The organism is Streptomyces sp. 7-21 (genome assembly GCF_016741785.1).
Taxonomy (GTDB): Bacteria; Actinomycetota; Actinomycetes; order Streptomycetales; family Streptomycetaceae; genus Streptomyces.
The window spans coordinates 1-14,757 of the sequence record NZ_JAERRL010000020.1; the positions used below are offsets into that span (position 1 = coordinate 1).

Annotated in this window: 12 protein-coding genes; 10 read left to right on the forward strand and 2 right to left on the reverse strand. The window is 73.6% G+C overall.

The genetic code is table 11. From position 1 onward, the window contains the following. From JK356_RS20340 to JK356_RS20385, 10 genes are all read left to right on the forward strand, one after another. On the forward strand, nucleotides 1-3,372 hold a 3,372-nt coding region (locus JK356_RS20340; RefSeq protein WP_236671659.1), incomplete at its 5' end, for a condensation domain-containing protein. A 3-nt stretch (nucleotides 3,373-3,375) separates the two neighbouring features. After that, nucleotides 3,376-3,603 (forward strand): MbtH family protein, encoded by a 228-nt coding sequence (locus JK356_RS20345; protein ID WP_201870138.1) that lies wholly within the window; start codon nucleotides 3,376-3,378, stop codon nucleotides 3,601-3,603. Nucleotides 3,604-3,658: 55 nt separating this feature from the next. After that, the gene (locus tag JK356_RS20350) at nucleotides 3,659-4,987 is read left to right on the forward strand and encodes a cation:proton antiporter (protein WP_201870139.1); all 1,329 of its coding nucleotides are present in this window, start codon (nucleotides 3,659-3,661) and stop codon (nucleotides 4,985-4,987) included. Nucleotides 4,988-5,086: 99 nt separating this feature from the next. After that, on the forward strand, nucleotides 5,087-6,583 hold the full coding sequence (locus JK356_RS20355) for a tryptophan 7-halogenase (RefSeq protein ID WP_201870140.1): 1,497 nt from the start codon (nucleotides 5,087-5,089) through the stop codon (nucleotides 6,581-6,583). Between the two features lie 17 nt (nucleotides 6,584-6,600). Beyond that, nucleotides 6,601-7,791, forward strand: coding sequence for a cytochrome P450 (locus tag JK356_RS20360; RefSeq protein WP_201870141.1), 1,191 nt, complete (start codon nucleotides 6,601-6,603; stop codon nucleotides 7,789-7,791). A 4-nt stretch (nucleotides 7,792-7,795) separates the two neighbouring features. Next, entirely contained in the window at nucleotides 7,796-9,001 is a 1,206-nt protein-coding gene (locus JK356_RS20365; protein ID WP_201870142.1) for a cytochrome P450, read from the forward strand. Between the two features lie 54 nt (nucleotides 9,002-9,055). Continuing rightward, nucleotides 9,056-9,274: a ferredoxin gene (locus JK356_RS20370; protein WP_201870143.1), complete on the forward strand. Its 219-nt coding sequence runs from the start codon at nucleotides 9,056-9,058 to the stop codon at nucleotides 9,272-9,274. A gap of 80 nt (nucleotides 9,275-9,354) precedes the next feature. Further along, on the forward strand, nucleotides 9,355-9,639 hold the full coding sequence (locus tag JK356_RS20375; RefSeq protein WP_201870144.1) for a phosphopantetheine-binding protein: 285 nt from the start codon (nucleotides 9,355-9,357) through the stop codon (nucleotides 9,637-9,639). A gap of 228 nt (nucleotides 9,640-9,867) precedes the next feature. After that, nucleotides 9,868-11,184 carry a PLP-dependent aminotransferase family protein gene (locus tag JK356_RS20380; RefSeq protein ID WP_201870145.1) on the forward strand — a complete coding sequence of 439 codons (1,317 nt, stop codon included), beginning with the start codon at nucleotides 9,868-9,870 and terminating at the stop codon, nucleotides 11,182-11,184. Nucleotides 11,185-11,266: 82 nt separating this feature from the next. Continuing rightward, a complete protein-coding gene (locus tag JK356_RS20385; RefSeq protein ID WP_307815798.1) occupies nucleotides 11,267-12,385 on the forward strand; it encodes a prephenate dehydrogenase in 1,119 nt (372 codons plus the stop codon). 24 nt (nucleotides 12,386-12,409) lie between these two features. On the opposite strand, the gene JK356_RS20390 is transcribed toward JK356_RS20385, so the two are convergent. Then, nucleotides 12,410-13,570: an alpha-hydroxy acid oxidase gene (locus tag JK356_RS20390; RefSeq protein ID WP_236671660.1), complete on the reverse strand. Its 1,161-nt coding sequence runs from the start codon at nucleotides 13,568-13,570 to the stop codon at nucleotides 12,410-12,412. Beyond that, nucleotides 13,563-14,648 carry a 4-hydroxyphenylpyruvate dioxygenase gene (hppD, locus tag JK356_RS20395; protein ID WP_236671661.1) on the reverse strand — a complete coding sequence of 362 codons (1,086 nt, stop codon included), beginning with the start codon at nucleotides 14,646-14,648 and terminating at the stop codon, nucleotides 13,563-13,565. The genes JK356_RS20390 and hppD overlap by 8 nt, the downstream gene beginning before the upstream one ends. Between the last annotated feature and the right edge of the window lie 109 nt (nucleotides 14,649-14,757).

The following is a 14,757-nucleotide window of genomic DNA, read 5'->3' on the forward strand; positions in this document are numbered from 1 at the left end:
GGAATGGCCATCCGCCTGGTGGCGCGCATCCGTGAGGAGATCGGCTCCGAGCTGAGCATCCGCCGCCTCTTCGCGGCCCCCACCCCGGCGGGCGTCGCCAAGTCGCTTGCCGAGACCGCACGGCCGGCGCTGCAACCCCAGGAGCGGCCCGACGTCCTGCCCCTGTCCGCCGCCCAGCTGCGGACCTGGCACAACGAGCAGCTCGCCGAGGCGGCAGTACCCCGCCAGATACCGGTCACGCTGCGCCTGACCGGGCGGCTCAACCGCGAGGCACTGCAGGCGGCGCTCGGCGACGTCGCGGCCCGTCACGACATCCTGCGTACCACGTTCCCCAGCACGGACGGGCAGCCCAGGCAGCTGATCGCGGACCCGGAGACGGCCCGCCCCGCGCTTGAGGTCACGGTCACAACCGAGACGGAACTCGGCGGCCTCCTCGCCGCCCGCGCCATGCGGAACCCGGACCTCACCCGGGAACTGCCGTGGTCGGCACACCTGTACGAGCTGTCGGAGTCCGAGCACGTCCTTCAGCTGCTGGTGCACCGCATCGCCGCCGATGAGGCATCCCTGGACGTGCTGCTCCGCGACCTGTCGGCGGCCTACGGTGCCAGGCGGCGCGGCCGCGTCCCCCAGCGGGCCCCGCTGCCGGTGCAGTTCGCCGACTACGCCCTGTGGGAGCGCCTCATGCGCGACGGCGAGGACGGGGCCGGCAGCCTGCTCAGCGACGAACTCGCGTACTGGCGTGAGGCGCTGGCGGGCGTCCCCGAGGAACTCCCGCTCCCAGCCGACGAGCCGCGGCCTCTGATCGCCTCCCGCCGCGCCGCGTCCGTCCCGCTGAGCCTGGACGAGGAGACGCACGCCCGGCTTCTCCAGGTGGCCGACGCCGCCAACACGACGGCCTTCACCGTGCTGCACGCCGCCCTGGTCACCCTGCTCGCCCGGGTCGGCGGCGCCACCGACATTCCCGTCGGCACCGTTCTGCCGCGCCGGAGTGAGGCCGCGCTCGACGGTCTGATCGGCCCGATCGCCGGGCCGCTCATCCTGCCGGCCGACGTCTCGGACGATCCCCCCTTCCGGTCGCTGCTGCACCAACTCCGCGACGCCGGACAGGAGCTGCGCACCCACCAGGACGTCCCGTTCGAGTGGATCGTCGACGCGGTCAAACCCACGCCGTCCCTGTCCAGGCACCCGCTGTTCCAGGTCACGCTGGACGTCGCCAGCGCGCACGAAGAGGCGTGGAGCATGCCCGGCCTGCGCACCGAACGCCTGGACGCCGGGCCGGAATCCACCGACGTCGACCTGGCGTTCTCCTTCACCGAACACCACCGCGCCGACGGCAGCCCTGCCGGCATCGCGGGACGCCTGGTCTACGCGACGGACCTGTTCCGCGCGGAGACGGCCGCCGCGCTCGCGCGGCGCCTGACGCGGGTGCTGCGGCAGGCCCTCGACGCCCCGGCGACGCGCGTGAGCCAGCTCGACACCCTGGACCCGGCGGAGCGCCACCAGGTGCTGTCCGGCTGGAACGACACCGCCGCCCCGCTGCCGGAGCGGACCGTGGCCGAGATGTTCGCCGAGCAGGCACGCCGGACTCCGGGGGCCACCGCACTCACCGGTCCGGGCGGCGCCCTCAGCTACGCCGGACTCGACGCCGCGGCGCGGCGCGTGGCCGCGGCGCTGGCCGCGCGGGGCGCCGGACCCGGGGACGTGGTCGCGGTCGCCGCGCCGGAGCCGTCCGACGCGGTCGTCGCGCTGCTCGGCATCGCCACCGCCGGAGCCGCGTGGCTGCTCCTCGACACCCAGCGGGCGGCCGAGTCCACCGCGCAGGTCCTCCGCGAGACGCCGCTCGCCGCGGTGGTGACCGGCCACGGGGCGCGGCTGCCCGAGGACTGCCCGGCGCCGCTCCTGCCGCTCGGCCAGCTCCCCGCCGCAGACGACCAGGCGCGGTACGCCAGGCCCCTGCCCGGGCACCCCGCCGCCGTCGTCCCGCTCCCGGCGCACGGCGCCCGCACGGCCGGGGCCGTCCTCGACCAGCGGGCGCTGGCCAACCGTGTCGCGCACCGGCTGCGGAACTCCGAGGCGCTGACGGGCGAGGTCATGGCCGAGGGCGGATCTTCGCTCGACGCCGCCGTGCCGCACGTGCTCGCCGCCCTTGCCGCAGGCGGCACCGTCCGCTTCACCGAGCCGGAGCGGCGGGCCGCGCGGCCCCCAGCGCTGGTCGCGGGCTGGCTCGACGGCGCCGCGCCGGAGCCCGGCCGCGACGGCGCCGCCCTCGCCGTCCGGGGGCGGCCCCTGTCGAACGTCCGGGTGTTCGTGCTCGACGACTACCTGCGCCCCGTGCCGCCTGGCACGGTGGGCGACCTGTATGTGGCGGGTCTCGGCGTGCCGACCGGATACCTCGGCCGGCCGGGCCTGACCGGCGAGGCCGTCGTGGCCTGTCCGTTCGGCGCGCCCGGCGAGCGGATGCTCCGCACCGGCGACCGCGGGGCGTGGCACTCGTCCGGGCTCCTGACCGTGCGGGGTGACGTGGGCGCCGCAAGCCGCGCCGCTTCCCCGGGGGCGCGCCGCGGCCGCATGGCGCGACGGCGCGGGCACCTGGCCGTGCTGATGCCGCTGCGCGACGAGGGGGCCGCGGCGCCGGTGTTCTGCGTGCACCCGGGGGTGGGCCTGAGCTGGTGCTACGAGGCGCTCGTCCCCTATCTCCCGGCGGACCGGCCCGTGTACGGGCTGCAGGCGCGGGCCGTCACCGGGACCGACGCGCTGCCGGAGTCCATCGCGGAGATAGCCGCCGACTACGTGCGGCAGATCCGGAGCGTGCAGCCCACCGGCCCGTACCACCTGGTCGGCTGGTCGCTCGGCGGGAACATCGCCCACGCGATGGCCGAGGCGCTCCAGACCGCCGGCGAGGAGGTGCGGCTGCTGGGAATCCTCGACGCCTATCCGGCGCAGAAACTCCTCATCACGGCGGACGACGAGGACAGCACAGGCGGAGCGGCCCTCAGCGCACCGGTGCGCCGGGGATTTGAGGAACTCACCCGGCTCTCCCTGGGAGACCGCGCTCCGGAAAGGATGAGCGACCAGCTGCTCGCGCGCATCCAGGACTTCCATCTCGCGACGCACAGGATCGGCCTCGCGCACACGCCGGGAACGTACCAGGGCGACATCGTGCTGTTCGTCGCCACGCACGACAAGACCGGCGCTCAGCCCGTTTCCCAGGCGGCGGAAAGCTGGTCACCGCATGTCCAGGGAAACGTGGAACTCCATGAGATCGCGTGCGACCATTACAGCATGATGCAGCCGGAAAACCTGGCTGAGATCGGGCGGGTTCTTTCCGTCAAGCTGGAGACCGGAAAAGAAGAGTCGCGTGGAAAGGGATGAGCCATGACCAACCCGTTCGACGACGAGAGCGGCACGTTCCTGGTGCTCGTCAACCACGAGGGTCAGTACTCGCTCTGGCCCGCCTTTGCCGAGGTGCCGGAGGGCTGGGAAGTCGTGCACGGAAAGGACACCCGGCAGAATTGCCTTGACTACATAGAGAAAAACTGGACGGATATGCGTCCCAAGAGCCTCATAGCGGAGATGAACCGGCGTCAGCAGGCCGCTCACTGACGCGCGCACGGGCGCGGGGCTCCCCGCGCCCGGCCCTCCCGAGCCGAGGTGACAGATGAGCACCGAAGCGTTAGCGGCGACGGTGATCGGCGATATCGCGCTCATCGTCGCGGTCTCCGGCCTGCTGGGCGCCCTGGCCCGCAAGTGCGGGCAGCCCGCCGTCGTCGGCCAGATCGTCGCGGGTGTCCTGCTGGGCCCCAGCGTGCTCGGCCGCCTGCCGGGTGATCCCTCGGAGCGGCTCTTCCCCGCCGAGGCGCTGCCGTACCTGTCGGTCCTGTCGCAGGTCGTGGTCGTGCTCCTGGTGTTCGTGGCCGGGTACGAGATGGACCTGGGGCAGCTGCGGCAGGGCCGCAGGGCGTCTGTGCTGGTGGCCGCGCTCGCCCTGCTGGTCCCCATGGCCCTGGGGATGGGCGCGGCCCAGGCGTTCGGTCCGCTGCTCGCGTCGATGGACCCGGGCGCCGGGACGGACGGTTTGTTCCCGCTGTTCATGGGCGTGGCCATGTCCGTCACGGCCCTGCCGGTGCTCGCCGCCATCGCCCGCGAACGCGGCCTGGCCGGCACCGTGGCGGGAACGGTGGCCACCGCAGCGGCGGGGATCATGGACGCCGCGGCCTGGCTCGTGCTGGCCGCGGTCGTCGCGGGCGGCGGGCACGCGCCGGGCAGGACGTGGCCTGGGACCCTGGCGCTGCTCGTGCTGTTCCTGGCCGGGATGCTCCTCGTCGTCCGCCCCGCGCTGAGCCGGCTCACCGGCAGCGCCCGGTTCCTCAGGGCCAGCCAGGTGCCGCTGGCCGTGGCGCTCGCCCTCGGCTGTGCCTGGGCCACGGCCTCCCTCGGCCTGCACGCCGTGTTCGGCGGCCTGATCGCGGGCATGGCGATGCCGCGCCGCGAGGGCGCGGTCGACCCCGAGGTGCTCCGCTCAGCGGAGCAGTGCGCGGCCATGCTCCTGCCGGTCTTCTTTGTGACGACCGGTCTGTCCCTCGACATCGGGGCGCTGCCCGCCGAGGCGTACGCCCTGCTGGCCGTCGTGGTGCTGATCGCCACGGCGGGAAAGCTGGTTCCCGCCTACGCGGGCTGCCGGCTCGGCGGTCTCGGCGGCCGGGACGCGGCCGTGGTGGCCGTACTGGTGAACACCCGCGGCCTGACCGAACTGATCGTGCTCAACGTCGCGCTCGAATCCGGCCTCATCGGGGAGGATCTTTTCACCATCCTCGTGATCATGGCCCTGCTCACCACTCTGGTGACGGGCCCTCTCCTGACCAGGGTCAGCAGACCGGAATACGTGCCTGTGGCCGGGCGGACAGCGGGTGCGGCACCGGGGAATTCCACCATGCTCGACCCGGGGACTTCTCACGGGTCCGCCGCTCTTGATGAGGCGTCGAATTAGTTCAGCAGACAGCTGTCCAACCCGGGTTGATTGACAGTCAAGCTGCACCGAGACAAGAATTAACAGTCGGAACTCGCCTGTTCCAGGAAGGTGACGGTAATGGCAGCGACGGGCAATGAAGAGTTCGACGTAATCGTCGTCGGCGGCGGCCCCTCGGGCTCGACGCTCGCGTCACTGGTAGCCATGCAGGGGCACCGTGTGCTGCTTCTCGAAAAGGAGAAGTTCCCGCGTTACCAGATTGGTGAGTCGCTGCTGCCGGCCACCATTCACGGCGTGTGCCGTCTCATCGGGGTGACGGACGAACTGGAGAAGGCCGGCTTCCCCCGGAAAAGCGGCGGCACATTCCGGTGGGGCGCCAACCCGGAGCCGTGGACGTTCAGCTTCTCCGTCTCACCCCGCATGTCCGGGCCCACCTCCCACGCCTACCAGGTCGAGCGGTCCAAGTTCGACCAGATCCTGCTGAACAACTCCCGCAGGCTCGGTGCCGATGTCCGGGAGGGCTGTGCGGTCACCGAGGTCATCGCCGACGACGAGCGGGTGCGCGGCGTGCGGTACACCGACGCGGACGGCAACAAGCGCGAGGCGCGGGCGGCGTTCACCGTCGACGCCTCCGGCAACAAGAGCCGCCTGTTCCACAGCGTCGGCGGCACCCGCAAGTACTCGGAGTTCTTCCGCAGCCTGGCGCTCTTCGGCTACTTCGAGGGCGGGAAGCGGCTGCCGGAGCCGACCCGCAACAACATCCTGTGCGTCGCCTTCGAAAGCGGCTGGTTCTGGTACATCCCGCTCAGCGACACCCTCACCAGCGTCGGCGCGGTCGTCCGCCGCGAGATGGCGAGCAAGGTCCAGGGCGACCCCGAGAAGGCGCTGTTCGCCCTCATCGATGAGTGCCCGATGATCTCCGACTTCCTCTCCGGAGCCACGCGCGTCACCGAGGGCCAGTACGGGCAGCTGCGGGTGCGCAAGGACTACTCGTACCACAACACCGCGTACTGGCGGCCCGGCATGCTCCTCGTCGGCGACGCCGCCTGCTTCGTGGACCCCGTCTTCTCTTCCGGCGTGCACCTGGCCACCTACAGCGCCCTGCTGGCCGCCCGCTCCATCAACAGTATTCTCGGCGGCCTCGTCGAGGAGGAGGCCGCGCTCAAGGAGTTCGAGGCCAGATACCGCCGCGAGTACAGCGTCTTCTACGAGTTCCTGGTGTCCTTCTACCAGATGCACGAGGACGAGAACTCCTACTTCTGGAAGGCCAAGAAGGTCACCAACCGCAACGCTCCCGAGATGGAGGCCTTCGTCGAGCTGGTCGGCGGCGTCTCCTCCGGTGAGTCCGCCCTCACCGAGGCCAGCGCTCTCGCTGAGCGGTTCCAGCACCGCACCACCGAGTTCGCCGAGGCCGTGGACAAGCTCGCCGCCAGCGAGACCGGCAGCATGGTGCCGCTGTACAAGTCCTCCGTAGTGCGCAACGTCATGCAGGAGGGCTCGCAGGTCCAGATGCGTGCCCTGCTGGGGGACGACGCTGAGCCGGAGGCGCCGCTGTTCCCCGGTGGCCTGGTGCCCTCGCCCGACGGCCTGTTCTGGCTGCGCCCGTCGGCGGACTGACGGCAGGGGGACGGACGATGTCACCCTCGCGACAGCCTCCCGCCTACACCCGGCGGAACGGTTTCGGTCCCGTGCCGGAGATCGACGCGCTCCGTGCCGCGGAACCGCTGGCGAAGATCAGTGCCCCCGGCGCCAGCCCCGGTGGAGGGGAGAGCTGGCTGGCCACTGGCTACCGGGAGGCCAGAGCGGTCCTCGGCGACTACACCCGGTTCCGCACGTCCCCGTCGGCCGCCGGCCGGTCGGCTCCTCCGGGGCAGGTGGGGAACCTGCTCCAGTACGACCCGCCGGAGCACACCCGGCTCCGCAGGATGGTCACACCGGAGTTCACGGTCCGCCGCATGCGCCGGCTCGAACCCCTGATCGCCGGCATCGTCGACGAGTGCCTCGACGATCTCGAGGACGCCGGGCAGCCCGCCGATCTCGTCCACCACTTCGCGCATCCCGTGCCCGCGCTGGTGACGGCGGAGCTGCTCGGCTTTCCCCGGGACGACGTGCCCCGCGTCTCCCGCCTGCTCGACATCGCCGAGAACGCGGGCCGTGCCCCGGACGAACGCGAGACCGCGGGCCTGGCGCTGCATGCCTACATGGCTGACTTCGCGGCACATCAGCGCCGCGAGCCCGGTGACGGCATGGTGGGCATGATCGTGCGCGAGTACGGCGACGAGATCACCGACGAGGAACTCGCGGGCACCGCCATGTTCCTCCTCGCGCCGGGCTTCCACGTCACCAGCTGCGCCCTGGGCCTGTGCCTGCTGGCGCTGCTCCTCCACCCCGGGCAGATGGCACAGCTGCGGGACGATCCCGGCCTCATCGACCGGGCCGTCGAGGAGCTGCTGCGCTACGCCACCCCCATCGGGACCGCGTCGCCGCGCCGGGCCGCCGAGGACGTGGTGATCGGCGACCGGACCGTCAAAGCCGGGGAAGCCGTGCTCTGTTCGCTGATCTCCGCCGACCGGGACGAGGCCCTGGGCCCCGCGGGGCACTCCATGGACATCACCCGTGAACCGGTCCCGCACCTGGCCTTCGGGCACGGCATCCACCACTGCGTCGGCGCCCCGCTGGCGCGTCTGCTGCTGCGGATGGCCTGCCTGGCCGTCCTGCGGCGCTTCCCCGGGCTGCGGCTCGCCGTGGCCCCGGACGAGGTGCCGCTGCGCCCGCCTGAGCCGCGGGGCGTCCACGGCGTCGAGTCGCTCCCCGTCTCCTGGTGAGGACATGATGCGGAAGAAGGAACCCGGACCGCTGTACGCGCGGCGTGATGTCCTCGCGCCGGTCCCGGAGCTGCTGCGGCTCCGCGACACCACCCCGCTCGCCCGCGTCAACCTGGGGACCGGAAGCGTGCCCCGGCCGGTGTGGCTCGCCACCGGGTACGACGAGGTGCGCCAGGTGATGAGCTCCCCGGCGTTCAGCAGCCAGCGGCGCTACAGCGGCCGCGCCGTCCCGGGCGGCGCCGAGGAACGGCCAGAGCAGCACGTGGGCAACCTGCTCGACTACGACCCGCCCGAGCACACCAGGCTGCGGCGGATGCTGACGCCCGAGTTCACCGTCAGGCGGGTGCGGCGGCTGGAACCCCTGGTCGCAGAGGCCATCGACGAGTGCCTCGAGGACCTGGCGGACGCCGGCCCGCCCGGTGACCTCATCAGCACCTTCGCCAGTCCCGTCGCCATCGCCGTGATCGGCGGCCTCATCGGCGTGCCCCGCGACGATTTAGAGGAGCTCGAACGGCGCGTCCACGCCCAGTTCGACGCCTCCCAGAGCCGCGACGAGCGTGCCGTGACGGGCACGGCACTCACCGAGTATCTCGACGCGCTGATCGCCGGGCAGCGCGCCGAGCCAGGTGACGGGCTCATCGGCATGCTCATCCGCGAGCACGGCAAGCGGCTGTCCGACACAGAACTGCGGGGCCTGTGCGTCCTGCTGCTGCTCGCCGAGTACGACAACCTCGGGGCCATGATCGGCCTGGGCCTGCTCGCGCTCCTGCTCCACCCCGATCAGCTCGCCCTGCTGCGGGCCGACCCGGACGGGCTCGCCGACCGGGCCGTCGAGGAACTCCTGCGCTACCTGACCGTCGTCCACGCCCCCACCCCGCGCACCGCCACCGAGGACACCGTGATCGGCGGCCAGCTCATCGCGAAGGGCGAAACGGTGATCTGCTCCCTGCCGGCGGCGAACCGCGACCCCCGCCTGACCGGCGACCCGGCGCGGCTGGACCTTACGCGCGACCCCGTCCCCCACGTCGCCTTCGGCCACGGGGTGCACCACTGCCTCGGTGCGCCGCTGGCCAGGCTGTTCCTGCGCCGGGCCTACCTCGGCGTGCTGCTGCGCTTCCCTGAGCTGCGGCTCGCCGTGCCCCCCAGCGAACTGCTGTTCCGTCTCCACGCGCCTGTCCACAGCCTGCGGCGGCTGCCCGTCGCCTGGTAGCCGCCGCGGGCGCGGACACGGAGAGACACAAAGACACGGAGAGAGGAGCCAGCGGTGAGACTGCGGATCGACCGGGAGCGGTGCGCCTCCTCCGGGCTCTGCGCGGATCTGGTGCCGGAGGTCTTCGACCAGGACGAGGACGAGGGCAAGGTCACGCTGCTGACCGACACGCCGGAGCCGGAACTGCACCCGGAGGTGCGGGCCGCCGCCGCCCGGTGCCCGGCGGAGGCGATCTTCCTCAGCGCCGCCGTCCCGGACGCGGGCGGCGGGTGAACGCCGTGCCAGGCGCGGGGACGTGGCAGCGAAACCAGCGGCGGCCGTTATCCGAACTCTGCCCCCTACGGAGGTGCCTCATGGACAACGCGATGGGTGTGAACCGCGAGCGTGACGTCAGGAAACGCGTAGCGGAGCTGTGGTGCGAGGCGCTCAACGTGGCGGCGGTCTCCGACACCGACGACTTCTTCGCCCTCGGCGGCCATTCCCTCGTCGCTCTGAACGTCATAGCGAGCGTCGAAGAGGAATACGGGATCGAGCTGGACGGCATGCGCGATATCTGGGAACACCCGACCTTCGCGGAGTTCACCTCGCTCGTCGTCACGCGGATCAGCGCCCGGGCCACGCCCTCGGACGCGGCCTGAGCCCGCGGGAAGACCGGTGATGAGACAGCCGCCCGAGGCCATGCCGGAGAGCTCGCGCCCGAGCGGGCGCGGGACCCGCTGCCCGCCCGGTACGCGGGAACCGCCTCGCCCGGCGCCGCCGTCACGCGCCGGCGCCGCCGAGGAACACCGCACCGCTGCGCCGCGCGATCCCGCGGACGGCCTGCTGGAGCCCACGCACTACGCCGACCCCCGGAGGGGCTACTGAAGATGGCTGAACTCGCGCTCTCCGAGCTGCACGCGTCGGTCGCCGACCCGCTGCTGGACACCATGAACTTCCTCAACGAGGTCACCGGCCGGTACCCCGAGGCGGTGTCGCTGGCGCCCGGCCGCCCCTACGAGGGGTTCTTCCGCCCCGACCGCGTCCCCGAGTACCTCGACGCCTACCTCGGCCACCTGCGCGCCAGCGGGATGAGCGAGGCCGGGGTCAGCGCCGTGCTGTTCCAGTACGGCCGCACCAAGGGCATCATCCACGGCATCGTCGCCGAGTGCCTGGCCAACGACGAGTCCATCAAGGTCTCCCCTGAGGCGCTGGTGATGACCGTCGGCGCCCAGGAGGGCATGCTGCTGACGCTGCGCGCCCTGTGCGCGGGCCCCGGCGACGCGGTGCTTGCCGCCTCGCCCTGCTACGTCGGCATCACCGGCGCCGCCCGGCTGCTGGACGTGCCGGTGGTGCCCGTGTCCGAAGGGCCGGACGGGCTGGAGCCCGGGGCCGTCACTGCGGCGGCGGCCCGTGCCGCGCGCGACGGGCTGCGCCCCCGCGCCCTGTACGTGGTGCCGGACTTCGCCAACCCCTCCGGCGCGAGCATGCCGGTCGCGGCCCGGCAGGAGCTGCTGGCGGCCGCCGCCGACGCCGGCCTGCTCATCATCGAGGACAACCCCTACGGCTTCTTCACCCGCGAGGCAGAACCACGCCCCACCCTGAAGTCCCTCGACCAGGACCACACCGTCGTCTACCTGGGCTCGTTCGCCAAGACCTGCTTCCCCGGCGCCCGCCTCGGCTACGTCATCGCCGACCAGCCGGTGCGCCACGCCGACGGCCGCCGCGGCCTGCTCGCCGACGAACTCGCCAAGATCAAGAGCATGGTGACGGTCAACACCCCGTCGCTGAGCCAGGCCGTCATCGGCGGCATGCTGCTGCGCAGCGACCTCAGGCTGCGCGAGGCCAACGCCCGCGCCATCGCGTTCTACCGGGACAACCTGCGCACCGTCCTGGCCGCGCTCGACCACCACTTCCCGGCCGGCCGCCGCGAACGGCTCGGCCTGTCCTGGAACACACCCGATGGCGGCTTCTTCACGGTGATCAACGTCCCCTTCACCGCCGACGCCGCCGCGCTGGAACGCTCCGCCCGCCGCTACGGCGTGCTGTGGACGCCCATGGCCGCGTTCTACCCCGAAGGCGGCGGCGAGCACCAGCTGCGCGTCTCCTCCAGCTATCTGACCCGCGAGCGGCTCGAAGAGGGCCTGGACCGTCTCGCCGCCTTTCTCTCCGACGAGGCCGCCTCAGCTCTGGGGCCCGCACGCTGAAGGCGTGCCGCCGCGTCCCGCCGCGCCGCACCCCCGCGCCCGTGTCAACGCCGACTCGACCAGTGGGAACAGGTGATCTCCCGTGATCAGCACCATGGCCGTCGTGGGAACCGGACTGATCGGCACCTCCCTCGCGCTCGCGGCGCGCCGCGCGGGAGTGACGGTCTACCTCAAGGACACCTCGGATCTCGCCGTGCGCACGGCTGCCGCGCTCGGCGCCGGGCTGCCGCACCCGCCCGAGCACGAGGTGGACCTCGCGGTGCTGGCCGTGCCGCCCAGCCAGGTCGGCCGGGTCTGCGCCGAGGAACAGGCCCGCGGCCTGGCGCGCTGCTACACCGACGTCGCCAGCGTCAAGCACGAGCCGGAGCGGCGGGTGCTGGCCCTGGCACCCGAGCCGGAACGCTTCGTCGGCGGCCACCCGCTCGCCGGGCGGGAGCGCTCCGGCCCGCTCGCCGCGCGGGCCGACCTCTTCCGCGGCCGGCCCTGGGTCCTCACCCCGCACACCAGGACCTCCGACGCCGCCTACGACGCGGGACTTGACCTCATCGCGCTGTGCGAGGGCGCGCCGGTCGCCATGAACAGCGCCGCCCACGACGACGCCGTCGCCCTGATCTCCCACGTGCCGCACCTGGTCGCCAGCCTCATGGCGGCGCGCCTGGCCACCGCGCCGCAGGAGGCGTCCCTGCTGGCCGGGCAGGGGTTCCGCGACGTCACCCGTATCGCGGCGGGCGACACCGGCCTGTGGAGCGACATCCTCGGCGGCAACGCCGGCGCCATCGCCGCCGTCCTCCGCCCGCTCCGCGACGACCTGACGCGGCTGCTGGCGGCGATGGACGGCCTGGCCGGCCGCGGCCCCGCCGGCCCGGCGGGCACCCCCGCCGACCCGCGCCCGCTGCGGGAGCTGCTTGACCGCGGCGTCACCGGGCTGAGCCGCCTGCCGGGCGCTCCCGCCCGGCGGCAGCTGTTCGGCAGCGTGCTGCGCGTGCCGCTCGACGGTGGCCCCGGCGAACTCGCCCGGCTCCTCGCCGTGACCTCCCCGCTGGGCGCCGGGGCCGACGACGCCGCCGTCAGTGCCGGGCCGGACGGCCGGCTCGTCGTCACGCTCACCGTGCCGCCGGGGCTGGCCGGGACGCTGCGCGAGGCGCTGGCGGCGGAGGGCTGGTTCGCCGGCCAGCCCGCCGCCGCCAGCGCCGCCACCTGACGGCCGTTCCGCCGCCGCGCCCTGTCAGCCGGCCGGCGCGAGCGCGCCGGAGCACACCACCCGCAGCCGCCGCGCCGCCGCCACGCTGGGGCAGCCCGCCAGGCCGAGCGCGTCCCGCAGCTCCGCCGCCAGCAGCTCGTAGACCCGGCCGGCGCCCGCCTCGCCCCAGGCGGCCAGCCCCCACACCGGCGGCCTGCCCACCAGCACCCCGGACGCGCCCAGCGCCAGCGCCTTGAGCACGTCGGTGCCGCCGCGCACCCCGCTGTCCAGCAGCACCTGGCACCGCCCGCCGACGGCCTCGGCCACCGGGCCGAGCGCGTCCACGCTCGCCACCGCGCCGTCCAGCTGCCTGCCGCCGTGGTTGGACACCACCACCGCGTCCACGCCGAACTCGCAGGCACGGCGCGCGTCACCGGGCGCCAGCACGCCCTTGAGCACCAGCGGCAGCCGCGTGTGTGACCGCAGCAGCTCCACCACCGACCACGTCAGCCGGGGCGAGAACTCCAGCGCCGTGTGCGCCGCGACCGCCGACCCGGCCCCCTCGCCCCGGTGCGCGCGCGTCACCGGGCCCGCGTCCAGGTTGACGGCCCGCACGTGCTCCGGCAGCGCGAAGCCGCGCCGGGCGTCCCGCAGCCGGCGCCCCATCCACGGCACGTCCACGGTCAGCATCACCGCCTCGCAGCCCGCGTCCTCCGCCTGCCTCACCAGCCGCAGCGACCGCTCCCGGTCCCGCAGCCAGTACAGCTGGAACCACACCCGGCCGCCGACCGCCGTGATCTTGTCCAGGGGCACGCTGCTGAGCGTGCTGACCGTGAACGGCACGCCTGCCGCCTTCGCCGCCCGCGCCGCCGCCAGCTCACCCTCCGGGTGGACCAGCCGCTGGTAGGCGACGGGCGCCGCCGCGACCGGCATCCGCGCCCGCCCGCCCAGCAGCGTCGCGTCCGTCGCGCACCGGGAGACGTCCCGCAGCACGCGCGGCACCAGGCCCAGGCGGCCGAACGCCTCCCGGTTGGCCCGCAGCGTGCGCTCGCCGCCGGCGCCCCCGGCGACGAAGTCCCGCACGCCGTCCGGGAGTACCGCGGCCGCCGCGCGCTCCACGTCGTCCAGGCACCAGGCGTCGTCCGGCCCGGTCAGCCCGCCCGCGCCGCCGGACGCGCCGCTGCCCGGCATGCTCGCCTCAGCCATGGAACGCCCCCCGGCCCGTCCGCTCCCGCTCCACCGCCTCGTACAGCCCCCGGATGTTCGCCCTGCCGAAGGTGCTCGCGCCCCGACGCTCGGTGATCTCGAAGAACAGCGTGCGCCGCGGGTGCGTGGAGGCGGTGAAGGCCTGGAACAGCTCGCCGTCCCGGTCGGCGTCGGCAAAAACGCCCGCCGCCCGCAGCTCCTCGCGCCGGTGTCCGGCGGCGCCGGACCCCGCGCGCGGCGGGCCGTCACCGGCGGCGGGCGCGGGCAGGAACGCCACGCCCCGGGCCGACAGCGCCCGCACGGCGCGGACCGCGTCCCGGGCGGCGAACGCCACGTGCTGCACGCCCGGTCCGTGATGGTCCTTCAGGAACTCGTCCGTCTGGCCCGGGCCGGCCGCGGGATCCGGCGCCAGCAGCGTCAGGGTGACCGCTCCGGACGCGCTGCGCACCACCTGGGAGCGCATAGCGTGCGCGCCGATCACGGTCCGGTCGGCGAAGACCCGCCGGAAACCGAGGGCACGCTCGTAGCGCGCGGTGACCGGCTCCAGGTCGTCCGCCGCCAGGCAGACCGCGACGTGGTCCACGCCGGTCAGCCCGGCCGGGTGGGCGGGGTCCGGCTGGGGGCCGAGCGCGGGCACGAAGCCGACCGGCAGGCCCGGGCCCTCCCCGGGGTCGCGCTCGACCAGGGTGTGGGCGACGTCGCCGAACCCGGCGACCGCCGCGGTCACGCGGGGCCCGTCGCCCGAGCGCCGCGCCGGTTCCCGCAGCGGCGCGGCGCCGCCCGCCACGGCGGCGGCGAACGCGGCGGCCGCGTCGGGGGTGCGCAGGGCGATGTCCGCGACACCGTCGCCGTGGGCCAGCACGAAGCCGGAGGCCGGGTGGCGCGCCGACGTGGCCTCGGTGAGCACCAGCGTGATGTCCCCGTGCCGCAGGGCGGTGCTCCGGTGATCCGCCGAACCGCCCGTGCCCACCACGGAAAAGCCGTACCTGTCCACCCACGCGAAGGTCTTCTTCTCGAGATTCTCGACGTACATCTCGATGTAGTCGAGCGCGATTTCCTCACGCGAAGCCTCGGCCATTGACCGCCCCTTTCAGTGACCCTTCGGAGCCCTTTTCCGCGGAACCGGTCGTCGTGCGCGCTTCCCTAACCTGCCCCGAGCGCGCCGCCGTCCACAATGGCCGTCAGGA